At 48.8% G+C, this 25,445-nt stretch carries 14 protein-coding genes; 5 read left to right on the top strand and 9 right to left on the bottom strand.

Going from position 1 to position 25,445, the window contains the following annotated elements; genetic code table 11:
* Window positions 1-108 precede the first annotated feature (108 nt).
* The 6 genes from HGH91_RS18795 to HGH91_RS18770 form a co-directional block, all read right to left on the bottom strand.
* Complete coding sequence (locus HGH91_RS18795) at window positions 109-1,068, bottom strand: DUF5007 domain-containing protein (protein ID WP_168740343.1); 960 nt, start codon at window positions 1,066-1,068, stop codon at window positions 109-111.
* Between the two features lie 12 nt (window positions 1,069-1,080).
* On the bottom strand, window positions 1,081-1,752 hold the full coding sequence (locus HGH91_RS18790) for a hypothetical protein (RefSeq protein ID WP_168740342.1): 672 nt from the start codon (window positions 1,750-1,752) through the stop codon (window positions 1,081-1,083).
* Between the two features lie 21 nt (window positions 1,753-1,773).
* A complete protein-coding gene (locus HGH91_RS18785; RefSeq protein WP_168740341.1) occupies window positions 1,774-3,345 on the bottom strand; it encodes a RagB/SusD family nutrient uptake outer membrane protein in 1,572 nt (523 codons plus the stop codon).
* Window positions 3,346-3,364: 19 nt separating this feature from the next.
* The gene (locus tag HGH91_RS18780) at window positions 3,365-6,550 is read right to left on the bottom strand and encodes a SusC/RagA family TonB-linked outer membrane protein (RefSeq protein ID WP_168740340.1); all 3,186 of its coding nucleotides are present in this window, start codon (window positions 6,548-6,550) and stop codon (window positions 3,365-3,367) included.
* Between the two features lie 271 nt (window positions 6,551-6,821).
* Entirely contained in the window at window positions 6,822-8,543 is a 1,722-nt protein-coding gene (locus tag HGH91_RS18775) for a DUF885 family protein (protein ID WP_247651773.1), read from the bottom strand.
* A gap of 12 nt (window positions 8,544-8,555) precedes the next feature.
* Window positions 8,556-10,694, bottom strand: a complete 2,139-nt coding sequence (locus tag HGH91_RS18770; RefSeq protein WP_168740339.1) for a S9 family peptidase — start codon at window positions 10,692-10,694, stop codon at window positions 8,556-8,558.
* Between the two features lie 191 nt (window positions 10,695-10,885).
* Between HGH91_RS18770 and HGH91_RS18765 the strand changes: the two genes are divergently transcribed.
* From HGH91_RS18765 to HGH91_RS18750, 4 genes are all read left to right on the top strand, one after another.
* Complete coding sequence (locus HGH91_RS18765; protein ID WP_145669061.1) at window positions 10,886-11,785, top strand: AraC family transcriptional regulator; 900 nt, start codon at window positions 10,886-10,888, stop codon at window positions 11,783-11,785.
* A 94-nt stretch (window positions 11,786-11,879) separates the two neighbouring features.
* Complete coding sequence (locus HGH91_RS18760) at window positions 11,880-13,328, top strand: APC family permease (protein ID WP_168740338.1); 1,449 nt, start codon at window positions 11,880-11,882, stop codon at window positions 13,326-13,328.
* Window positions 13,329-13,975: 647 nt separating this feature from the next.
* Window positions 13,976-17,029: a SusC/RagA family TonB-linked outer membrane protein gene (locus tag HGH91_RS18755; protein WP_168740337.1), complete on the top strand. Its 3,054-nt coding sequence runs from the start codon at window positions 13,976-13,978 to the stop codon at window positions 17,027-17,029.
* A gap of 26 nt (window positions 17,030-17,055) precedes the next feature.
* Window positions 17,056-18,522 (top strand): RagB/SusD family nutrient uptake outer membrane protein, encoded by a 1,467-nt coding sequence (locus HGH91_RS18750; RefSeq protein ID WP_168740336.1) that lies wholly within the window; start codon window positions 17,056-17,058, stop codon window positions 18,520-18,522.
* A gap of 68 nt (window positions 18,523-18,590) precedes the next feature.
* On the opposite strand, the gene HGH91_RS18745 is transcribed toward HGH91_RS18750, so the two are convergent.
* Window positions 18,591-19,751, bottom strand: coding sequence for an aldose epimerase family protein (locus HGH91_RS18745; protein ID WP_211092353.1), 1,161 nt, complete (start codon window positions 19,749-19,751; stop codon window positions 18,591-18,593).
* Window positions 19,752-19,950: 199 nt separating this feature from the next.
* On the opposite strand from HGH91_RS18745, the gene HGH91_RS18740 reads away from it, so the two are divergent.
* Window positions 19,951-22,317, top strand: a complete 2,367-nt coding sequence (locus tag HGH91_RS18740) for a glycoside hydrolase family 127 protein (RefSeq protein ID WP_168740335.1) — start codon at window positions 19,951-19,953, stop codon at window positions 22,315-22,317.
* A 110-nt stretch (window positions 22,318-22,427) separates the two neighbouring features.
* Here HGH91_RS18740 and HGH91_RS18735 read toward each other — a convergent pair whose 3' ends face one another.
* Both HGH91_RS18735 and HGH91_RS18730 read right to left on the bottom strand, forming a co-directional pair.
* Window positions 22,428-24,404 carry an alpha-L-arabinofuranosidase C-terminal domain-containing protein gene (locus HGH91_RS18735; RefSeq protein WP_247651772.1) on the bottom strand — a complete coding sequence of 659 codons (1,977 nt, stop codon included), beginning with the start codon at window positions 24,402-24,404 and terminating at the stop codon, window positions 22,428-22,430.
* A 291-nt stretch (window positions 24,405-24,695) separates the two neighbouring features.
* Entirely contained in the window at window positions 24,696-25,415 is a 720-nt protein-coding gene (locus HGH91_RS18730) for an NUDIX hydrolase (RefSeq protein ID WP_168740334.1), read from the bottom strand.
* Window positions 25,416-25,445 lie beyond the last annotated feature (30 nt).

The raw sequence follows: 25,445 nt of genomic DNA, 5'->3' as shown, positions 1-25,445 counted from the left end.
ATTATTTATAAAAAAAGAGGAATACTGCGTAGATATTAACGAGTATTCCTTGCATTTTATCTTAGAAGCAGAAAGCTGAAGGCTTAAAACCTCCAGCTTTCTGCTCTTTTACAGCTTGGCTACATTGGGTAAATGGATAATCACCTCATAAGTGCCCTCAAACACGATCTGGAAGCCAAAACGTGGGTTGGCCGACCAGGCTTTGGGAGCTGCTCCATCCATTTTAATAAACCAGGCGGGTATACGGTAGTAAATCAGGTAGTTCACATAACCTGGAATCAGCTTGGCCGGATAGGGAGCAATGGCATAATCTGTAATCAGGGCGGTATCCGTCACAATCACCGGGTTAAACCTGGCATAAGATTTAAAAGAAGGGCGATCGCCACGGGTAATCACTTCCCCGTTTTTGGGGTTGAACAGCTTACCATTTTTGTCCATGATCTTCAGCATCACCTGGGTACCCTGCGGGGAGATGCGCTTTAGTTCCATTGTTCCCTGGACCGCCCCAGGGAAGGTATTGGTTACCGAATCATAGCCGGGAATCACCGGCACTTCTGTCATCCGGATATATTCCGGGTCTTCGATATGCAGGCGGGCCAGGTTCTTGTACACTTTGCTGCCATTTACATTGGTCGCCTTCACATCAAATTCATACACGCCGTTGGGTAAGTTGGCCGACGGCGCTTTAAACAGGAACCCTCCATTTACCGGGTTAAACTCGAAGGGCAATTCCTGCAGGCTATCCTGCTTGGCGCGCAACAGCGCAATGGTGGTATCTGTATCCGGGTTGAACGACATTTTATCTTTGAACACCCATACCGGGTATTTGGTACTAAAGGCTGCCGGCAACTTCCCCCCTTCCACCGGTCGCATATCCAGGATCTCGAACTTTACCGGTGGCGTAGATCCATCGAAAAGAATACCGGGATAACGCGCTGTAATTCCTTTGGGAATAAATATTTCAGGGCTTTTATAACGGATACCATCGCTTAAAAAACCTTCCTGCACTTTGGTACAACCCGCCACCAGCAACACCCCTGCCATGATTGCGAATAAGATATATTTCATACTTCGCTGATTTTAGTTTTCTCTATAAATATAAAATCCGTAGTTGGCGTCGGCATCCAACACATGCACCATACCAGTAGCTGTGCGGACTTCCGACGTTTGTACATAGGTATAAAAATCCGGTTCCCGGTTTTCCACGCCATCCGGCACGTCTTCATCCGGCTGGCCAAAAATGCGCCGGAACCGAATCCTGTTGGTGGTAGAGCGAATACCGCTAACGTCTATGTAATACTTCTCCAGGTTGATATAATAATTCCCTTCTCCATTTACATTGGTAAAACTTTTCTTCGTATACGTCAATGCTTTCTTATCTATGACGCCTTTGAAAATGTGCCGGCGCAGGTAGAATTTAATGCTATCTGCAGACAGGCTATCGAGCGTAAACTTTATATTTTCATTATTGGTACGCCTTTGCAGGGCAATAGTTTGCTGTTTGAGAAAAGAGTTTACCCCATAGGTAGTGGGAGAGAAAAAAGTAATATCTCCATTGATCTCGTCCTTCATTCCCGCCCGGTCTATCAGTAGTACTACCGTATCCAGGACCTTACTTTCCCGCAGGAAATCGTAGGTCGACATCTTCCTGATCCTCTCCAGATCAGTACCTCCATCATTCACGAGGTAGTTATCTTTTTTACATCCTGCGAGGGCCAGCAGCAACAGGAGTAGCAGGTGAATATATTTCATGATGAATAATTTTGTGGATGATTAAATTTTACCTGCCCAATATTTATTCTGCACCAGCAGCCGGTTATTGTTAAATAACGCCGGATCCAGCGGCAGCAGGAAACCTTCCTGGTTATAGCGGGAGGGCGTTAGCCAGGGCACAAAAGAGCGCTTCATTCTTACATCGTCGAAGTACAGTTGTCCTTCCATAAACAGTTCGCAGGCGCGTTCTGTCATAATTTCATCCAGCAGGCGGTTATACGACAGCGGCGCTTCGCTCACGAAAGTAGCGGAGTCCAACTGCGGGCGGTTACGGCTCTGGCGAAAGTCCCTGAGCTGTGAATACGCCAATCCAAGTTGCCCTTTATATACCGCAATTTCCATCCTGCTTAATAGTAAGTCGGCATAACGCAGTAAAGTCACGTTGTTGTCCAGGTAAGGATCGGCCTGTTGATTGGGATTATTATAAATCACGTTACTGTACTTTACAAAAATGGGATTGGCGCCATCCGCATCATACAGGAATACCTTTCTACGTATATCCGTATTAGTGACTGTATCTTCCGGGTTGGGTCCTACCTGCACAATCCTTGGAAACAGGTTATTCACGTAACTCGGGCCGAGGACCAGGTTGGGATAATCTGTCTTTGCCAGGATAGGCGTTCTCAGGAACTTAATGGGCATGAGGTTGTTGGAACCTTCATTATAAGCGTAGCGGGTATACAGTTCAAATAAGCTTTCCCGGCTGTTACCGGTGAATACTTTCGCATACTGAATACTATCTATTTTTCCTCCGGGGGCAGCCAGTCCGTACAAGCCACTGTTCACAATGGTTTCAATCAGGGCAGATGCTTTGTTTACATCGTCCATATCCGGCGTAGCTTCAAAAGCAGGCCGTTTAATCACGCAGGCTCGCCACAGATATACCTGGGCTTGCAGCGCCATCACGCTGGCTTTGTTGGGTACCGTTCCCCGGGTAGTTTCTACTTCATACGACATATCCAGGCAGTTGGCGGCGGAGTCCAGGTCGTTCAGGATCTGCTGTACTACCAGGTTTTTGTCGGTGCGCGCCAATGGTTTGTTGGCAATAGGATTGGGATCTGGCGTGGTTACCAACGGCACATCCCCGAAAGTACGCAACAGCTGGAAGTACACATAGGAGCGAATAAACAGGGTTTGCCCGGCTATGTTCCTGCGTCCCTTTACCGGGTCGTCCTGGAAGGTATTGTCTGGTACCAGCGGAAGTTTTTGCAGCATCAGGTTGGTTTGGAGGATGGTACTGTAAAACCTCGACCAATTGCGGAATACATCTAGATAGTTCATTTCAAACTTGCCCACCTGCAAATTCCAATCGGAGTTAGAGAAGTAGGGTGCGCTTTGAATCACGATGTACTCGCTACCCAGGGTCATATCACCCAGGTTATGCAAATAGTCCTGGTCCAGCAGGTTGGAACGCAACGATGCATAAGCCCCTGCCAGCGCTTTCTTCATGTCATTTTCCGACTTCCAGAATTTCTCCTCGTAAGTGGTATCCTTCGGTTCCTGGTTCAGCATTTTTTTACAGGACGATAAAAATGCGGTTGCTATGATGAGTGTAATGAAGATCCGTTTCATAAAAAATGTTTAGCTGTGTTTAAAATCCTACATCAATGCCCAGGGTATATTTATGCGGGCTCGGATAGCCAACACCGTTATACTCTCCATAGGGGTTTACATTTTCCGCATCCGGCAATTTCTTCGATGCCTGGAAAATGTATACATTGTCCATCAGGCCATAGAAGCGCAGTCTGCTCAGGTGCAACGGCTTCAATGCTTTCTGGGAAAGTGCATAGCCCATAGAAATGTTCTTGATACGGAAATAATCTCCTTTCTCCAGGAAGAAAGTCTGGTCGGCCCGGTAGTAATAGCGGTAAGTGCCGATATCCATTCTTGCATATTCGGCTTTGTCGCCCGGTTTGCGCCAGATATTCATTTTGGAGAGGTCGGACACCGCGTATTTGGAAAACTCGTTACCCGACTGGTCCCAACCATAGCGGCCGTAGGTATCTGAGTCATAGAGATTCAATACATCTCTTTTAAAAGTGAAGGTGCAGAGGAATCCAAAAGTGAAATTCTTCCAGTAAAAGTTCTGTGTAATACCACCTGTCAGGAAAGGATTAGGATTACCATAAGGAATCTTATCTCCCGAAATGCCGCCGTTAAAGGCATCTATAATACCATCTCCATCGAGGTCGGCAAAAATGAATTCCCCGGCCCGGAAAGGATTATTGGCATTGGGATCGTTCACGGCGCCTACCTGGAATTTCTTGCCGGTATATTTATCCGTGGGTACATCGTCGTCGGTGGCATATACACCCAGTGTTTTCAGCAGGTAAAAAGTATTCACCGCTTTTCCCCGTGTAAGGATATGAGTAGTATTAAACAGGTTACCGAAGGTGATATCCCGGTTGTCGTTGGGCAGGTTGACCACCAGGTTTTTGTTCATGCTCACATTCCATAAAATTTCCCAGCGCAGGGCACTCTTTTCCGGCAACACATTGCGGAACTGGAAATTGATATCTATACCTGAGTTACGGATCTGGGCGCCGTTTGTTTTAGCAGTGGCAATACCCGTGGTACTTTGCAGGTTCATATCAATCAATCCGGCTTTACTGTTTTTCACGTATACGTCTGCACTGAAATAATATTTTCCATTCATCAGCTCTGCTTCTATACCTCCATTCCAGCTACCGGTTTTTTCCCAGCTGATGTCTTTCTGTGCTACGCCACCAGAGCCAAACTGCGGGGTAATTGTTACCGTACCATTATAGGTATTGGGATTCAGGTTACTACCATTGTAGCCGGCGCCACCAATGTTGTACAGGCTGTATTGCAGGTAATAATCGCCGGGCAGGTTACCCAGTACGCCGTAGCTTCCTCTTAATTTCAATAACGACAACCAGCTGGCATAGCGACGCATAAAAGGTTCGTTGCTGATGATCCAACCAGCGGATACTGCGGGGAAGTAGCCCCATTTATTATTAGGCCCGAAGCTGGAAGCCGCGTCGCCACGCAGAGAAGCCGACAGCAGGTAAGTACTTTTATAGTCGTAGTTGATACGGGAAAACAGCGACAGTATTCCGAAAGCCGAATAGGATGAACTACCATAGAGATAAGGTCCCTGTGGAAATCCGTTCACCACCTGGATCTGATCGCTGGCGCCGCGATCGCCGCGGGCATAAGTATTCTGGTAAGTACTGTATTGAACTTCCTGTCCTACGATGGCGTTGATGGTATGTTCCTTAGCCTTGCCAAAAACAGCATTCCAGTTCAGGTCGTTGGAGGTAGTATAGCTTTGTTGTAACCCACTGTTGGAGGAGGCAGAATTTCCTAAATCTGCATTCAGATCACCGGGCACCGATACGTCGCGGCGGCTCATCACCATCGCTACGGAGTTACGGGAGCGGAAAGACAACTGCCTGGATAATCGCAGGTTAAACGAAATATCGCCGTTCACCTGGTTATCGGTATTGATATCCATATTGCTGTTGTACCGGCCCAGCACACGTTGCAGGCTGTTGTCGTCGGCGGCAAAAAGCGAGGAAGGCATGCTCTGCCCTACTGCGCCCAGCAAATCAGCACTACCCGATCCCCGGCCTCTTTCCATACGGGCCAGGCGGATATTGGGGATCACTTCCAACGCGCCATTTTTAGTGCGGATAGAAGAAGAATAATTGAGCGTATAACGCGTGAAACCGGAAGCTTTTACGATACCATCTTCCTTATAATAGCCGGCGGATAAACGGTAAGTATTATACTCCGTACCCCCGTATACGTTAAGATCTACATTGCGGATAAACCCGTTGCGGTAAAACAGCCGTTGCCAGTCGGTAGCCTTATTCAGATCGGGATTGAGACTATCGGTCATGATCAGGTTCCGGTGAATGAGACGGTCCTGGTTACCGGCAAATGCGTCGTCGTAGAGGCGTATTTTTTCCCTGCGCTCTGCAGCGCCTACCAGTACGGTGCGGAGTTTAGGTATTTCCGTTAGCCCCCCGTAGGTAGAAATACTAAAACGGGGCGATCCGGTACGGGCGCGTTTTGTTTTGATGATGATCACCCCGTTGGCGCCACGGGAGCCATATACCGCCGCTGCGGCGGCGTCTTTCAGCACATCGACGGATTCAATTTCATTGGGGTTTAAACCGGCAATGTTATTGGTACCGGTGCCCATGTCCGGACCTACCATATCATCGTTGAACTGCGGTACATCGTCAATCACATACAGGGGTTTGTTGAGAATTTTGTACTGGTTGTTCTGATAAGAAGTACCGATTGCCGTGTTACCCCTTACAGAGATGGTAGGTGCGGCGCCGGGTTCGCCGGTGAAGTTCTGTACGTTTACGCCCGACATACGTCCCTGGAGCAGTTGTTCAAAACTGCCGGCAGGAATGTTTTCAATGTCCTTGCCCCGGATGCTGGATACCGCCGCAGTGGCCTTTCTCCGGTTTACGGTCTGGTAACCGATAACAACTACGTCTTCCAGTGCACCGTTCTTTTGTGTGAGTACAATGCTGAGATGGGACCGGCCTTTTAATTTTTGTTCCTGTTTGAGATAGCCGATAAAACTGATTTCCAGGGTAGCATCGGGCAATGCCATGATAGCAAATTCGCCTTTGTCGTTGGTGATGACGCCCTGGGAGCCCCCCTTAATTTTTACGGAGGCGCCGGGAAGTGGCCCGCTTCTTTCATCTGTGATCGTGCCCGTTACTTTTACTGTTTGGGCAACAGATGGTAAGACCGCCAGTAAGGCGATAAAGGCCATGACAAGTTTTCGCATGGAGAAGGATTTAGCTGTGTTGAAAAATTCTGGTTGATGTTCTATGATACAGGTCTATACACACGCTGTCGACAAGGCAATGGACGTTCTTTTGGCTGATTTATTTAAGTGTTATGTTGACAATTATTATTTATCACAAAACTATTTTAAAAGCGCGGATATTACTACCTGAAAATTAACTCATAGGCTGATGATTTTAACAGGTAGATCTTCTGTAAAAGAAAGGAGGAACGCCTGGGCGTTCCTCCTTTCTTTTACAGAAGATCTTCTTTTATAACTTATAAAAGCGCCAGCTGCTGGTAAAGTCTTTCGGCACGGGCTTATTGAGCAGAATAGCCCGCAGCATTTCGATTGGCATCATATTTTCTCTCAGTATGGCGTCATGATATTGTTTGTACGTCATTTTTCCGCTATCTACCAGCTCTTTTTTCAGTGCTTCGAACTGGAGGCCGCCGATCATGTAGGCAATCTGGTAAAGGGGACTGTAGCCGCCTACGAAAGAACGGCGCACCTCTCCTTCTGCGTTGGCGCGTTCGTGGCCTACGCGGTCTACCAGGAAGTCGATACATTGCTGGGGCGTCCACTTACCGAGGTGGTAGTTGATAGAGAAGATGATCCTGGCGCAACGGTGCTTGCGCCAGAAGAGCATACCGATACGGTCTTCCGGAGATTTGGCAAAGCCCTGGTCCCACAACAATCTCTCCCAATACAGGGCCCACCCTTCGATCCAGAAAGGCGTTTCAAAATGCCGGTAAGCTTTGTAACGGTTTTGCATGAACTCCTGCAGCGCATGCCCAGCCAGCAGTTCATGGTGAACCGTAGCACGGGAGAAATGGGGATTATTACCGCGCATGCTCATCATTTTGTCGTCGTGACTCATGCTGCTAACGGGATAGGATACACTGAACTCCTCTCCTCCTGTAAAAAAGGGATTTACCAGCTGGCGCTCCGGCGTCATCATGATCATACGCCAGGTTTCCTCTGCCAGCGGCGGAAGGGTGATAAGGTCTTTCTGCTTCAGGAAGTCCACCGATTCGTTGTATAATTTCATCATCGCCTCCGGCTGGTCGGCCGGTGGCACATAGCTATTCTTCACCTTTTCCATGGCTGCTTTCCAGTCGGAGCCCAATCCCATTTCCCGGGTAGCCTTTTCCATTTCTGCATCACAGAATGCAAATTCTTTATTGGCAATAGCCAGCAGCTCTTCGGGGGAATAGGGAATCATTTCTTCCTGCAATCCCCGGATCAGGGCAGCACGACCAATAGGGTGGCCGGCAATGCCGCTGCCGTCGTCCGGCATTTTAGCGCTGCTCTTCTCTTTGGCGGCAAAGGTGGCGCCATAGTTTTTCAAGAGGCTGTCTACCTGCTGATAGGGCGCCGGGATCCACCAGGAAAAGAGCGGATCATAACCATTATAAAATGTATATACGCTGTTGAGCGCCTGGCGCAGACCTTTGGCAGTAGCCACTCCCCTGCGGGCAACCGGTTGGGTAAAGCTGCTGTCTTTTTCCAGCCGGGCTTTTAGTCCCGCGATCTCTTTGGCGATGCCGCTGAGCTGCGCTGCCAGTGCGGGCGCATCTGGTTTGGTACCCCGGCGGCGGCTTTGTTCCACCTGGTAGATCTTATCTGCAAAGGGGAACCATTTTTTCACCTGTTCATTTTCCTCGCCACCCTCTTTCCCGTCTTCTGCTGCGGAAATCAACCGGCGGCGGAACAGCGTATAGTCTACCTGGGCGCCTACATTAAGATGGCTGTAGTCCAACGCCTCCAGGCGTTGCTGGTAGCTTTTAATGAGTGCATTCATACGGACAATATGCTCCGGCGACGTTTCTACAAAATAAAAACGACGGAGGTTGCCCGCATCTGCCTCGTATTGTACCATGATATTATTTACTTCACTGGTTTGCTGATACAGGTCGTTATCGGCAGATTGCGCATAGGTGATGGCCTGTTGCAACAGCAGACCGGCCATCAGTGATAGTATTTTTTTCAAGTAGCTGATATTTTATTCGTTGTTATTTTTATCGGGTGGTGTGGTATGTAACAGGTGCTGCACAAAAAAGTCGCGGCGCCGGGAACGGCCATAAGGACCGCCATCACTATGCCCCATGCCTGGTATGGGCAGGAAATCAAACCGCTTCCCGTTTTTAATCAGGGCATTGATCACGCGGTAGGTCGACTCCGGCGGCACGTTGGTATCCGCTTCTCCTACAATCAACATCAGATCACCTTTCAGCTTGCCCGCATTGGTAACATTGGACTGTTCTTCATAATGTTTGTCTACCGGGTATCCCATCCACTGTTCATTCCACCATTGCTTATCTACACGGTTATCGTGGCAGCCACAGGAAGCCACGGCTGCTTTATAAAACTCCGGATGGAAAAGTAACCCGCCGAGTGCATTTTGTCCGCCTGCAGAGGTGCCGTATAGTCCTACCCGTGAGGTATCTACAAACGGGTATTGCCGTGCCAGGGCTTTGATCCAGGCAATACGGTCCGGGAAGCCCGCATCGGCCAGGTTCTTCCAGCATACATCATGAAAAGCTTTGGAGCGGTTGGCGGTGCCCATGCCGTCGATTTGCACCACAATAAATCCCAGGTCGGCCAGGCCTTGCATATCGCTGTAATAGCTCATGAAACTTTTGGGAACGAAAGCATCCTGTGGACCCGCATAAATGTTTTCCACTACCGGGTATTGCCTGGTGGGATCAAAATCTGTTGGTCGGCACATAATTCCCCAGATATCCGTTAGGCCATCCCGGCCTTTGGCAACAAACGGCGTCGGGAAAGGCACCCCGAGTGCCTGCCAGGCGCTTACATCTGCTTTTTCCAGTACGGTGATCAGCTTCCCGTCTTCCGTACGGCGCAGTTCATTTACCGGTGGTACGTTTACCTGCGAGTATTTGTCTATAAAATATTTTCTGTCGGGAGAGAAGAAAGCCTGGTGGTTACCGTTGCCGGGCGTAAGGTCTACCAGTTTATTGCCGGAGAAGTTGACCCGGTAATAATGTACGAAATAAGGATCTTCCCCTTTGTTTCTGCCGCTGCCGCGAAACCATACTTCCCGCTTCTTTGCATCTACGCTGTCTATTTCCCTGACCAGCCAGTCGCCTTTTGTCACCTCGTTCTTAATTTCCCCGGTGAGGGTGTTTACCAGGTAAATATGCCGCCAGCCGTCTTTTTCGGAGGTCCAGAGCATTTCGTTGGTTTCCGGGAGGTAGTGCGTATACAACCTCGATTCATAAATAAAGGTGGGCGACTTTTCATCCAGTACCGTACGGGTTTGTCCGTTACTGGCATCTACCTCCATTACGCGGAAACGTTGGTGTCCGCGGTCTACTTTTTCGTAGAGGAAGTAGCGGGCATCGTTGTGCCGCCAGTGTAATACGGGTGCATCGAAGAAGTCGATGATGTCGGTATTGACTTTGGTGGTGGTATGGCCGGCAAGTGTAAACAGGTACATTTCGTAGGTGGTAAACGGATCACCGGGTTGCTTATAGGGCTGAGAGCGGAGCTGTCCGCGGGTGGTGCCGGGTACGTCGGTGAGTACATAGTAAACGGACGAATCTTCCACAGGGTGAATGCGGTAGCCTACGAGGTATTTACTGTCGGGCGACCAAGCCAATGCGCCGTAGAAGTCTTTAGCGGCGTTACCATCTTTTGTAAACTGGGTGAGAGACCCATCTTTTACCGAGCGTACATACACATTGCCATCGATTGTAACGGCTACCCATTGTTTGTCCGGCGAAAGGCTGTCGGTCGCAAACCCTTCCCAGCGGCTGGGTTCATGAGAACGAACAGCGTTAGGCGCCAGGGCATCTTTTTTGAGTTGCGCAATTTTTGCGGAGTCGGTCACCAGCTCTTTTTTTCCTGTGGCAGCTTGTACCAGGTAAAAAGTGCGGCTGCTATCCCTGTCCGTATTGGCGTACCAGAACGACGTTCCGCCGGGCAGCCAGTTGGCGTCGACATTGTGTTTAAACACCGTTTTCCGGGTAACGGTATCCAGTCGCTGCGCATTGCGGTAACGTTGCAGTATCTCTGCATGCGTGGGCTGATAAGGTGTTGGTTTACTTTGCTGTGCATGCAGGCAGGCGGCGGGAGTGCTCCATAGCAACAGCCAGCAAAATATTTTCTTGTATTTCATAAGTCATTCCGGTCTGTTGTAAATAAATATAGTTTCGACAGTTAGCCGATACCCTGGTGGATATATTTTTCTTAAAAGTACTATGCACAAAGTTTAGTTTTTAAACGTTTTTTAATAACTTGTTCTCATATCTTCACCTAAATTGAGGCTCAAATCATTCAAAGGTGTTAAAAAAAGAATAATGTGATTCCATGAAAGTATTACAGTTTACCATACCTGTAGCGCATGATAAAACTATTATCACGCAGCATGATTCTTTGCCTGCATTTTACCCGCATCTGCACCGGCATGAAGAGATCCAGTTAACCTGGATACAGCATGGGCAGGGCACCCTGATAGTGGAAAACAATATGCATGCTTTCTGGTCGAATGAAATATACTGGATAGGCAGTAATCAGCCGCATGTATTAAAGAGTGAGGCGATGCCGTTTGTGGGAAAGAACAAAAAGAATGTGCAGGCGCTCACGGTGTTCTTCAATCCCGATGGTAAGCTGGCGCCGTTATTTGATCTGCCGGAGTTCAAGAAGATCAAATCATTTGTAGAGCAGTCGAAAAATGGATTCAAGATCCCGGAGGCGCATGTACTGGAGGTATCCAGCCGCATGCTGAAAATCCATCAGTCGCAGGGTATATTGCAGTTCATGGCGTTTGTAGACCTGATGAATTTTTTTCTTACGCTGAAAAATTTGGAGCCATTGATTACCGGGTCGAGGTTATCGTCTGTAAATGAACAGGAAGGTATCCGCATCGGGTATATCTACAATTACATCATGCAGCATTATGATACAGAGATAAAGCTGGAAGACATTGCCCGCGAGGCGCATATGACGCCGCAGGCCTTTTGCCGGTATTTTAAAAAACATACCCGTTTAACCTTTGTATCATTTCTCAACGAAGTGCGTATCAATGAAGCCTGTAAAAAGCTGGCTGGCGGTTCATTCGACAGTATTGCCACGGTAGCTTACAATTGTGGTTTCAACAGCATCGCCAACTTCAACCGGGTATTTAAGAGTATTACGGGTAAGTCGCCCCGCAGCTACCTGCGGGAATATGACCAGCTGGACCATGACGGCAGTACAAAATCTGCATAGTATTGGTCAATAAGCGAATAGAATAGCCAGCAAAGTAGCTGTAGTTTTAAGGAGTTCAAATACCTGCATATCAACCAAATTACGATAGCTACTTATGTCAGCCACTCCTTCATTCAAGCCTTCTATCAAGCTGCTGGATGCCACCATGATGGTGGCGGGCAGTATGATCGGTTCCGGAATATTTATTGTCAGCGCCGATATTACGCGGCATACCGGTAGTGCGGGCTGGCTATTGCTTGTATGGCTTATTACAGGCTTCATGACCCTTACCGCTGCGCTGAGCTATGGCGAGCTGAGTGGCATGTTTCCCCGCGCTGGCGGTCAATATATATACCTGAAAGAAGCCTACAACCCGATGACGGCCTTCCTGTATGGCTGGAGTTTTTTCACGGTCATACAAACCGCTACTATTGCGGCCGTGGGGGTAGCCTTTGCCAAGTTCACGGCTTACCTGTTGCCGGTATTCAGCGAAGAAAATGTAGTGTTGCCATTGGGCAGCCTGCAGATCACGGCCGCGCAGCTGCTGTCGATACTCGTCATTGTATCTCTCACGTATATGAATACACGGGGTATTGAGGGAGGTAAAACCATACAAACCACCTTTACGCTCACCAAATTAATCAGCCTGGGCGCCCTGATCGTATGTGGGCTGGCAGCCATGAAGCCGGCGGTATGGCAGGCCAACTGGCAGGATGCCTGGCGCCTGCATGCGTTGACAGACAGCGGCACTGCTGCTTCCTACACCACCATGGCCGCCTTTGGCGCTATAGCCGCCGCTATGGTAGGCTCCGTGTTCAGCAGCGACTCCTGGCATAATGTGGCCTTTGTAGCCGGCGAAATAAAGAACCCAAAACGGAATATTGGGTTAAGTTTATTCCTGGGTACCGCTATTGTAACCGTAGTATACCTGCTCACCAATATTACGTATCTCTCTGTACTCCCTTTATCGGAAATAGCACATGCTCCTAAAGATCGTGTAGCCGTATCCGTGTCACAGGCCGTGCTGGGAAATGCAGGAACGATCGTTATTGCTGTGATGATCATGGTATCTACTTTCGGATGTAACAATGGGTTGATACTGGCCGGCGCCCGGGTATATCATACTATGGCCAACGATGGCTTATTTTTTAAGCGGGCCGGCACGCTCAACAAAGCAGCGGTGCCCTCTTTTGCTTTATGGATCCAATGTTTACTTGCGTGTTTGTGGTGTTTAAGCGGCCGGTATGGCGACTTACTCGACATGATATCCTTTGTGGTAGTAGCTTTTTATATGCTCACCATTGCCGGTATTTTTATCCTGCGTAAAAAACGCCCTGATGCAGAGCGCCCCTATAAAGCATTTGGCTACCCGGTACTGCCAATATTATATATTATTATGGGGCTGGCCTTTTGCGGGTTATTGTTTATCTACAAGCCCAGGTTTACCTGGCCGGGGTTGATCATTACTTTGTCAGGCATTCCTGTTTATTACCTGGCCAATAAACGCAAAAATGGCGATGCCGCGGCTGTTTCCGTACGGGAAACTGCAGATGCTCAGCCCTAAAATCACCTGATAAACCAACCTTTGCCGGGGACCCTGTAAGTGGTTTCCGGCTTTTATTTTGCCGATAAGCGTTTCCCCTACCCTGTTTCCACAGTTAATACTTATTTAATCCGGCATCAATCCCCGGTAAAAAACTATACCCTTACATTTGTAAAATTCACTACCTTTCTGACAACAGAGAAAATTTCTGTGCATGTCAGCCAAAAAAAAGTGTATTTTTCGGTTGAGCCAACCATTGTGAAGTGTGTACTGTGGGAATGTAATACCAACAATAAACTGATCATTTGCGGTGTGGTCACCATCTGTAGAACTGTGAAAATGCTAATCGTGTAACCATGTCAACCAGCTTTCATCCCGTTTTTGTACACCCGTTTATCAGCATCTAAATCTAATAATAACCTACAACAGCAACGTGCCATAACAATTTAGCAATCATTATTCGTCCACATTAAAAACCATATTACGCCAACAAAAAAACAGGCAACATCGCAAAAACGATTTAGCAAATTTTATTTTATCACCGCCAAAAAACAGCAAAGCGACAACAGAAAGAACAAGCCGTATAACTGTTGCGATCACGTTTCTTCTATTCACGTCTTATTCATTTTATCATGAGGTATTCATTCACTGGAAAATTATGCTTTCTGATGGTCTTTTTATGTGCCGCTGCCAGCACGGCTTTTGCCCAAAAGACCATTACCGGGAAAGTCACCGGAGCAGCTGACGGGCAGGGACTGCCCGGCGTAAACGTAACCGCACCCGGCACCAGCAGCGGCGCCATCACCGATACAAAAGGGAACTACACCCTTTCTTTATCAGCGGGTGCTAAATCGGTTTTGTTCACGTTTATAGGCTATGAACCGCAAACGATCACCATCGGCGACAAAACAGTTATCAATGTATCCCTGGCCGCCACCACCAAAGGCCTGGGAGAAGTAGTGGTAGTAGGTTACGGTGTACAAACCCGTAGAGATGTGACCGGTACTATTGCTTCCGTGAAAGGATCTGATATTAAAAACATACCGGTACCGGATGCCGCACAAGCCATCCAGGGCCGCGTTTCCGGTGTGGACATCGTTCGCTCCGATGGCGCCCCCGGCAGCACCCCCTCCATTCGTATACGTGGTACCGGTACCATCAACAACGCCGACCCACTGATCATCATCGATGGAATCCCCGCCGGCGGCCTCAGTGATGTAAACCCTAACGACATTGCCTCCATGGAAATACTCAAAGACGCCTCCTCTTCCGCGATCTATGGTACCCGGGCCGCCAATGGCGTAGTGATCATCACCACCAAAAAAGGTAACTATGGTGAAAAACTGAAAACCTCCGTTAACTTATACCGGGGCGCTTCCAACACCGTCCGCTATATTCCCTTGCTTACCGCACCCGAACTGGCCATGCTCAAACAGGAACGCTATACCAACGATGGCGTGCCGGTAGAAGCCATCTGGAAAGATGCGTATTATTCTACCCAGCGCACCGACTGGCAGCGCGCCCTGTTACGTTCCGGCGATATCACCAACGCAGACGTAAGCCTGCGCGGCGGCAACAGCAGCTCCAACTACCTGGTCAGCGCAGGATATTACAAAGAAAATGGTATCATCACCAACTCCTATTTTCAACGCTACTCGGTTCGCATCAACTCCGAACATAAGCTGGGCAAGCGTTTTAAAGTAGGTGAAAATATGCAGCTTACGTACAAGAAAAGCAGCGGTCCGGATACCTATTCCAGCCAGACCGGCCTTATCTTTAGCGCCCTCCGCTTCAACCCGGCCATTCCGGTGCATAACCCGGATGGTAGCTATGGCAGCTCCAAAGCCAGCAATGAACTGGGCGATATCAACAACCCGGTATACACCGCGGAAACCACCGATACGTGGATTAAAAACTACCGCATGCTGGCCAGCGTATACGGCGAACTGGAAATCACCGATGGCCTCACCCTCCGCGGTAACTTCGGCTTCGATGGCTCCATGGCCAACCAGTACAGCTTTGCACCTAAAGTGCTGGATCAAACCAGGGCCCGCGACCACGCCGAATTATTTAACCGCAATGAAACCAACAACAACCAGCTCAGTGAAATATTCCTGACATACAACAAGGTATTTTCACAAGTGCACCACATCACCCTCACCGGTGGCTATTCCCAGCAAACCTTCAATGGTTCCTGGTTCCGGGGCGACCGCTGGGGCTATAACGACGAAGCGTTGGATCAACGGGTATTAAGTAATGGTAACGATATCCACGATGCAACCGGTAACTACTACGCCTCCAACGCCATCGCCTCCGGCTTTGTAAGGGGCTTCTATGGCTACAAAGACAAGTACCTGCTCACTGTTACCTTCCGCGCCGACGGTTCCTCCCGGTTTGCACCCGACCAACGCTGGGGCTATTTCCCCGCCTTCTCCGCAGGATGGCGCGTTTCGGACGAAACCTTCTTCAAGGATAACGTGAAAGCCATCAGCAACCTGAAAATCACCGGCGGCTGGGGACAACTCGGTAACCAAAACGTAGCCGACTTCCAATACCTGGCGCCTATCGACAAAGACAGACGCTATAACTTCGGCGAAAACCCATACACCGGCGTATGGAACTCCCGCTTAGCCAACCCCGATATTACCTGGGAAAAAGCAGAAATGACCAATATCAGCCTGGAAGCAGGTTTCCTCAACAACCGCCTAAACACCACCATCACCTGGTTTAACAAGAAAACCCGCGACATGCTGGTACCAGCACCAGAAATGGACCTGCATGGTACTTCCGGTATCCCCGACCGTAACCTGGGACAGCTGAACAACAAAGGCTGGGAACTGGAAGCCAGCTACCAGGGCGGTAATGACCGGTTTCACTATAACATCAGTGCCAACGCTTCCTTCATCAAGAATGAAGTGACCAAGCTGTATGATCCCACCTCTTATATCGGCTCTACCCCTTATGGCCGCCAGGGACAGGAAATTTCCCGTACCTATGTAGGACAGCCACTCGCCTCCTACTACGGTTGGAAAACAGATGGTATCTATCAAAACGATGCGCAAATCAAGAACGATCCTAATATTAAAAATGATCCCAACAAGGATAATATCAAACCCGGCGATGCCATTTTCGTAGACACCAACGGCGATGGTATCATCAATGAAAAAGACCGCGTTAACCTGGGCAGCCCCAATCCGAAAATGGTATATGGTATCCAGGCCAGCGCCGGTTATAAAGGATTTGACCTGAGTCTGTCCTTTGCAGGTGTAAGCGGCGTAAAACTCTATAACGCCGATAAAATGCAGGGCATGGATCCCAACTATCCATACAACATGTACGCCGATGCGCTTAACCGCTGGCATGGCGAAGGTACCAGCAACTCCGTACCCCGCATGACCCTGGGCAATGCTAACCAGAACAACCGCGTATCTGATCGCTTCGTGGAAAATGGTAACTACTTTGCCCTCAAAAATGCGTCCCTGGGATATACCATCCCGGCTAAAGTTTGGGGCCGTAGCGGCATTTCCGATATCCATGTGTATGTAGCGGCACAAAACCTGTTCATCCTCACCAAATATTCCGGGCTTACCCCACAACTGGGTTACAGCACCTCCACTGATAACGTTAACGGTACCAAAGATGGCAACAGGCAAAGAGGTGTAGATGTAGCGGCCTATCCACAGGCCAGGACCTTTACTTTCGGCGCTACACTCAACTTCTGATTAACGGGAACTTAAATTGAATTATCATGAAACGGATCAAATATATACTCGCATTTTCCGCATTATTTATGGCAGGCTGTAAAAGCGTGCTCGATGTAAAACCTAAGGGGAATTATACCACCGGCAACTACTGGCGCAACCAGAGCGATGCCGTAGACGGCGTTACCGGTATCTATAACGTGTTACTGGAAGAAGATTATACCGGTTTTAACGAGTTTGTTTTCGACAACTGCTCCGACGACCAGGTACGCGGTGGCGACCACGACTACGATGCAGCCATCGAAGATTATAGCTATGATGCATCTACCTATAGTGTAAAAGTAGGCTGGAGATGGAAATATGAAACGATCAACCGCGCCAGCAACGTATTGATCTACGTGCCTAAAATAACCGATATAGACCCGGCTATTAAAAACCGTTGCCTTGGAGAGGCCCATTTCTTCCGCGCCTTCGCCTACTGGCGCCTGCTGTTGATTTATGGCGAAGCACCGATGGTTACAGAGGACGATGTGATAAAATCCAACTACAATAAACCTAAAGTAAGCGCCGACCAACTGCGCGCCCAGATCGAAACCGACCTGCTGGCTGCCGCCGACCAGTTGCCCGAAAGCTACGGCGACGGTGATAAGGGCCGCGTCAGTAAAGGTACTGCCTGGGGCTTATTATGCAAGCTGTACATGAACTGGGAAAAGCTGGATAAAGCCGTTGAATTTGGTAATAAAGTGATTACCAATGCCAACTACAAACTGGCGCCCCGCTATGCAGATAATTTCAGCGTAGCCACCGGCAACAACAGCGAAATGCTGCTGGCCGTTCAAACCGTGGATGGTAGCGGTTATTCCGACTTCATCACCTATCACGCACCCAGGAACTGGAATGGCTGGAGCTTCTTCTACCCTACCAAAGGACTGGTAGATGAATTTGAAGCCGGCGATCCCCGCAAAAATATCTGTATTATGCAACCCGGCGACCAGGTAAACATCGGTACCGGTATTGCTACCTACAATGCAGATGCCTCCTGGACAGGTTATCACTATAAGAAATTCTGCGCCTGGAAGCCTTCCGGTGGTTTAGACTATTCCTTAAAAACGCCGTTGATGCGTTCGGCCGACATCTACCTGCTGGTAGCCGAAGCTAAGATCCGCCTCAATGGCCCTGGCGCCGGCGATGCGGAAATCAAAGCCATACGTCAACGTGCTTCCGCCACGCTGCCGGCCGTTACCAATGCCGGTATGAAAGAACTGATGCATGAACGCCGGGTAGAATTATGCGGTGAAAATGAGCGTCAGCAGGACCTGCTGCGGTGGGACAAAGCTAAACTGGTAGATATCGTCACCATCAACGCCAAGCCTAAACTGGCCTACGATGGCTCGGTGGTGACCCGTGGTGGCGCCCCCCGCAAGTTTACCCGTCCAAAGAACTACTTCTTCCCGATGCCGCAGACAGAAATCGACAGAAGTAAAGGCACTTTGATACAGAATCCGAATTATTAACCGGCATTCTACTAAAATAAAAATCCCGGTGGCAGGTAGCCACCGGGATTTTTATTTTAAGTGCATTATTATTTAGTAGAAAACTTGTATACCGTAGTCTGTGAAAATGTTTCTCCTGGTTTCAGGACCACGCTGGGGAATGATGGCTGATTGGGAGAATCAGGGAAGTGTTGTGTTTCCAGGCAGAGGGCCGCATGTTGTCCATACTTTTGTCCGCCGCGGGTATTGGCCAGCGTACCATCCAGGAAATTGCCGGTATAAAACTGGATACCGGGTTGCGTAGTAGCCACTTCCATATAACGACCGCTGGCAGGGTCATATAGCGTAGCAATGGTTTCCAGTTCGTTGCCTTTCTTATCCAGTACCCAGTTGTGATCATAACCACCTTTTACCTTGTCGATATCCGTACCAATTTTCTTGGGGGCGGTAAAGTCCATAGGCGTACCTTTTACCGGATCCAGTTTACCGGTAGGAATGAGTTTATCATTTACCGGCGTATAGCGGCTGGCTTTGAGCGACAGTTCATGTCCGAGGATGGTGCTGTCTTTGCCTGCAGAAAGGTTAAAGTAAGCGTGGTTGGTGAGGTTGATAGGTGTTGGTTTATCGGTGGTAGCCTTATAGTTGATTTGCAGTGCATTATCAGCGGTGAGTGTATACACCACGGTAGCCTGTAAGGTACCAGGATAGCCTTCTTCTCCATCTTTGCTGGTGTAGGTAAGTTGCAGGCTGCTGTCGCCGGCTGGTGTGGCGGCCCATACTACCTTATCGAAGCCTTTGAGGCCACCATGGAGGGTATTACCGTGGTCATTGGCTGCCAGGGAATATTCTTTACCATCCAGTTTGAATTTGGCATCAGCAATACGGTTGGCATAACGGCCAATCAGCGCGCCAAAGTAAGGCTGGCCTTTCTGCTGGTAGCCGGACAGGGAGTCGTAGGATAAAACGACGTTGCCTTTCTGTCCATTTTTATCAGCGGTGATAATATCTGTGATGATACCGCCATAGTTCAGTATTTTCACTTCCATGCCAGCGGCATTCTTCAGGGTGTATTGCAGCACCTCCTGGCCATCCGACTGTCCGAATTTAACGGGAGCAGCAGGGCTGATAGTGGCGATAGTTGATGTGGAGTCCTTATCTTCCTTTTTGGTACTTGCACCATTATTGCAGGATGCAATGAGGGTTCCACCGGAAATCAATAGGGCGGACAATGCCTTTAAGTTCATATCCATAACGTATTTTGGTATTAAGTGAAAAAGAGTGTCTAAATATCGGGATAATCTTGCTACAATCAAATAAATTTATTTTAAAATTACTGTCAAACTAACAATTAAAAACGCGATTGATTAAAATACGTGTACTATCTGTCAATAATTAAAAAGTAAGTATACGGGGTGGTAGCTAGCTTTAGCCTTGTTAAACATTGACGACATGAAAAGACTGATCATTCCCTGCCTGTTACTGGCGGGCGGCCTGCAAAGCCATTACAGCGTGCAGGCACAATCCTATGTTCCCGGATGGAAAGAAAGTAAGATGAAAGTGTTGCCGGCTGTAGACATTAAAGCATATCCTTTTCCTATATCGGATGTTACTTTATCTGATGGTCCCTTCAAAACCGCCATGCTGGCTGATGCACATTATCTGCTTAAAATAGATCCCGACAGGCTGTTGTCGGCATTCCGTTCCAACGCTGGCCTGGAGCCGAAGGGCAAACAATATGGCGGCTGGGAAACCGGTGGCCTGGCGGGTCACACCATGGGACATTACCTTTCGGCCTGCGCCATGCAATATGCCGCTACTAAAGATACCGCGTACCTGAACCGGGTTAACTACCTCGTAAGTGAGCTGGCTATTTGCCAGGACAAACGGCAGAATGGTTACATTGGCGCTTTCCCCAACGATAATAAATTATGGTCAGAGATTGCTGCCGGCGATATCCGCTCCCGTGGCTTTGACTTGAACGGCGGCTGGTCGCCCTGGTATACCGTGCATAAAATTATGGCCGGCCTGCTGGATGCCTGGCTGTATTGCGACAATGCCACTGCTCTAAAAGTAAATAAACGCCTGGCCGACTGGACCGGCCACATCATAAAAAATCTCTCGGAAGAGCAGATGCAAAAAATGCTGATCTGTGAATATGGCGGCATGGCAGAAACACTGACCAATACCTACGCCCTCAGCGGCGATAAAAAATACCTGGATCTCTCCTATCGCTTTTATGATAAACGTATCCTGGATTCTTTGGCTATCGGGAGAGATATTTTACCGGGTAAACATTCCAATACCCAGATCCCCAAGGCCATTGCCAGCATACGCAGGTACGAACTGAATAAAGATGCAAAGGATGCTGCCATCGCTAAATATTTCTGGGAAGTGGTAACCCGGGATCATTCCTATGCCAACGGGGGAAACAGCAACTACGAATACTTTGGCCCTGCGCGGCACCTGAACGACGCGTTAACCGACAATACCACCGAAACCTGCAATACCTATAACATGCTGAAGCTGACAAGACACCTGTTTGCCTTGTCGCCACAAGCCCGGTTAATGGACTATTACGAAAAGGCGCTGTACAACCATATCCTGGCTTCCCAGAACCACGAAACCGGCATGATGTGCTACTTTGTGCCTCTTCGCATGGGCGGTCATAAAGAATACAGCGACGAATTTGAAACCTTCACCTGCTGCGTGGGATCCGGTATGGAAAACCATGTAAAATATGGTGAAAGCATTTACTATCGCGGCGAAGACGGCAGCCTGTATGTGAACCTTTTTATCCCTTCTGTATTAAACTGGAAAGAAAAAGGTATTACCGTAACGCAGACCACCAGTCTGCCGGCAGATAACCGTGTAACCCTTACCGTTAGTACCCGGAAAACCAGCGCCTTTACCCTCCGTATCCGCAAACCAGCCTGGGCACGCCCCGGTATCAGCCTGCAGGTAAACGGACAACAGGTACCGCTGACAACAGATGAAAGCGGCTATTTTACTATCACCCGTACCTGGAAAAACAATGACCGGGTATTGTTGACTTTACCAGCCGATGTATATACAGAGGCAATGCCCGACAATCCTAATCGCCAGGCGCTGTTCTATGGTCCTGTACTGTTGTCTGGCATACTGGGAGAAAAAGAACCCGACCCGGTAAGTGGAGTGCCCGTATTAGTAACAGCCAATCAAACTCCAGATACCTGGATCAAGCGTGCCGACAGCCGTGAACTCAGCTTCCGTTCCGCCGGTACCGGACAGCCACAGGATGTTACCCTGGTGCCTTTCAACACCACCCGGAATGAGTACTACACCGTGTACTGGGATGTATTTAGTCCCGATAGCTGGAAACAACAACAGGCAGTATATGCCGCGGAAAAGAAAAAGCAGCAGGAGCTGGACGCCCGTACCACCGATATCCTGCGCCCGGGTGAAATGCAGCCCGAACGCGATCATAATTTTACCGGCGAAAAAACTACTACTGAAGAAGAGCATGGCCGCAAATGGCGCATCGCCTGGCCGGAAGGATATTTTGCCTTTACCATGAAAGTAGACCCACAAGCCGCGCATACATTGCAATGTACCTACTGGGGTATGGATAACCGCGGCAGAACCTTCGATATCGTGGTAGACGGTACTACTATTGCCACGGAAGATATCAACAAGTACAAAGGCAGCCGCTTCTACGATATCTCTTATCCTATCCCGGCGCACCTCACTCAAGGCAAACAACAGGTACAGATCCGCTTTGTGCCCAAGGCCAACAACAGTGCTGGTCCGTTGTACGGATGCAGGATGATCAAGGATTAATGCACCACCGGCCACCCATTCTTCCATTGAATGGGGGCCGTTCTTAGCTTTACCAGAATAAAAAAACCGTTGACGGTTTGTCAACGGTTATAACATATGTCAAAAGACAACTACGGATTTATCTTCGTGCGAATCACATAAAAAGACCAGGGCGCCATGGTAGTTTTAATCGTTTTGTGGCGGGTGTCGATGGTCTTTTCTGTGGGCGCAATATGGGTAGGCGTTTCCAATGAATTCAGCGCCTGGAGATCGTTGCTTTGCAGCGTAATAAGGCGACCGCTGGCAGCCAGCCCTTTCACACCCCGTACAGCTACTTCCACCGGAACTGGCGTAGCAGCGGCATTCACCATTTTCAGCACCAGCTCCCCGGTAGTTTTGTCGAGTACTGCGGAAGCATATACGCTGTCTTGCCCGGTGATTACCTGGTTTCCTTTCAGCATGGATACTACCTCCGATCCTTTATGGTTGGCGTAGAGTTTTTGTACATAGTAGTTGGGCGTACCGTAAGACCGCAGGTTATCGAACCAGATCAGATCCGGCGCCCATTGCCAGCCATCTACATGCGCCAGCAACGGTGCATAGGAGGCCATCGTCACTACATCAGTGTTACGCTCCAGGCCTGTCATAAACGCAGCTTCCGCCAGGGCGGCCTGCCAGGAGTTTTTATTGGCGCCATTGTCTTTGGTATGCGCTGCATACTCGCCGGCAAAGATCTTAGGACCTTTACGGTCGTAATGATCGTAGCGACCTGCGTTGCTCAAAAACCATTCGGGAGAGCTGTAGTAGTGCTCATCCAGGATGTCGGCATTCAGACGGCGAAGCGTATCATTCAGGAACTCGAATTTATCGCCGTCGGGACTGGGCCCCAGGCTATTCACCAGCTTGATGTCGGGGTATTTATCTTTGATGGCTTTTGCAAAAATAGTATAGCGTTCCACGTACTGGGGTCCCCATTGTTCGTTGCCCACGCCCAGCATTTCCAGGTGAAACGGCTCGGGGTGTCCCATTTTGGTACGCAATGCGCCCCATTTGGTGTGGGTATCGCCATTGGCAAATTCCACCAGGTCGAGCGCATCCTGGATATAAGGCTGTAGCTCGTTTACAGCCACTACTTCTCCGCTGTTGTATTGACAAGCCATACCGCAGTTGAGAATAGGCAGCGGCGACGCACCGATGTCTTCTGCCAGCTGGAAATATTCAAAGAATCCCAATCCGAACGACTGGAAATAATCCGGTGTGGCGCGGTGTGCAAACTCCGTATTCCAGCGGTTGATGATCAGTTCGCGGTCGTTCACATCGCCAACGGTTTTCTTCCATTGGTAACGGTTGGTCAGCTCCTTTCCTTCTACAATACAACCACCGGGGAAACGCAGGAAACCGGGATGCAGGTCGGCCAGCAATTGTACCAGGTCAGCTCTCAGCCCATTACTACGCTCCTTCCAGGTATGCTGGGGAAACAGGGAAATCATATCGGCGTCGAGGATACCCGGACCGCTGAATTCCACTCTTAGCCTGGCTTTGGCCACGGTGGCCGATGCGGTAAAAGACGCTTTATAAGGCTGCCATTCACTACCCACGGGCGATACCGCTGCATTGCCGATCTCCTTCCCGGATTCATCCACCAGGGCTACCCTGATCTTTACCGGTGTGTTGCCCTGTTGGCGGGCATATAGGGAAAAATTATATTGCTCACCGGCTTTAATACCCATGCCACGGAAGCCTTCATTCACCATATCAAAACTACGTGTGCCCGTTACTGTTATTCGTGCAAACCGGGGATTGGATGGATGTGTATCATGACGGTTCACCACCAGTACATTTCCGTTAGCCGCCGTTTCTTTCGGGATATTCCAGCCCATCAGGGGAGCGTTGAATTCGAAGGAGCGGTTTTTCACCAGTTCTGCATAAATACCACCATCTGCACTGAGGTTGATATCTTCAAAGAAAATCCCCCACATATGGGGTGCTACGGGCGCTTTTACCTCGTTGGCCTTTACGGTAAATTGCAGTGGCTGTTGCGCTACCGACGGGAAGGTATACATCCCCATCAACAAAGCCGCTGTTGTCATCATACGTTGTGTTCTCATATGTGGTAATTGCTTTTTTCTTACTCCTGCTTCCGGAGTAGCGGGCCAATGGCCGCGAAAATAAAAAAAAGGGACGATAGCAAAAATACAGTCGTCCATTTCATATACGGTGTTTTAAAAACTTATACCAGGTATTAATTGCATCTCTTATTAATTGTCAAATAAACAATTATAAAAAATCGTATAAAAAAGTGTTCCGAAGAACACGTTCACTATCCCCTTACATTGCGTGGGCCTAAGTTACGGAAGTTTTTTAATTGTTTATCCAACACGTAAAAACTTATATTTCCCTTACGCCCCGTTTGTAGCGGCCAATACATGTGGATCCGGTACAAAGTTGAGGAAAGCATGGAAATTAGCGTTATACTTTTTACGGTCTATCTTGTAGTAAAAAGCGCCTTTTTTAGAGCTGAGCTTATCTTTGTCTGCCAGCTTTACCAGCAACTTGGTAGACAGGATCTTACGGCTGAAATTACCCTTATCGAAGGCCACGTTATAAACCGATTCATAGAGGTGTTGCAGTTGCGGGATGGTAAACTTACCCGGCAGCAGCTCCAGCAGCAATGGATGCAGCGCAGCTTTATACCGCAGCTTTTCCTTGGCCTGGTCTACCATCTGTTTATGATCGAAGATCAGCTCCGGGTGATGGTTAATAGGAAACCACACAGCATGGAAATCTTCGTTCAGTTGTTGTTTATATTTCTGTATATCAATCAGGGCAGTATAAGCCACCGATACGGTACGTTCTACCGTATCACGGGAAGGGGAACTGAACGTATGCAGCTGCTCCATATAAATGCCATCCAGCCCGGTGAGGTCTTTCAACACCCTGCTGGCGGCATCCTCCGCACTTTCAATCTCCTGTACGAATCCGCCCACCAGGCTCCATTGGCCCTTGAAAGGCGCAAAGCCCCTTTGTATCAGCAGCAATTTCAGCTCTTGTCCGTCAAATCCAAAAATAATACAGTCAACAGCGAATAATAAGCGACTTTGCTGCGAATATCTTTTCATAGCGATTGATTAAGCAATAAAAATACAAAT

This window comes from Chitinophaga eiseniae (assembly GCF_012641265.1).
GTDB classification, from domain to species: Bacteria; Bacteroidota; Bacteroidia; order Chitinophagales; family Chitinophagaceae; genus Chitinophaga; species Chitinophaga eiseniae_A.
Note: the sequence above shows the minus strand (reverse complement) of the source record. Positions and strands in the feature narration are given on the sequence as shown.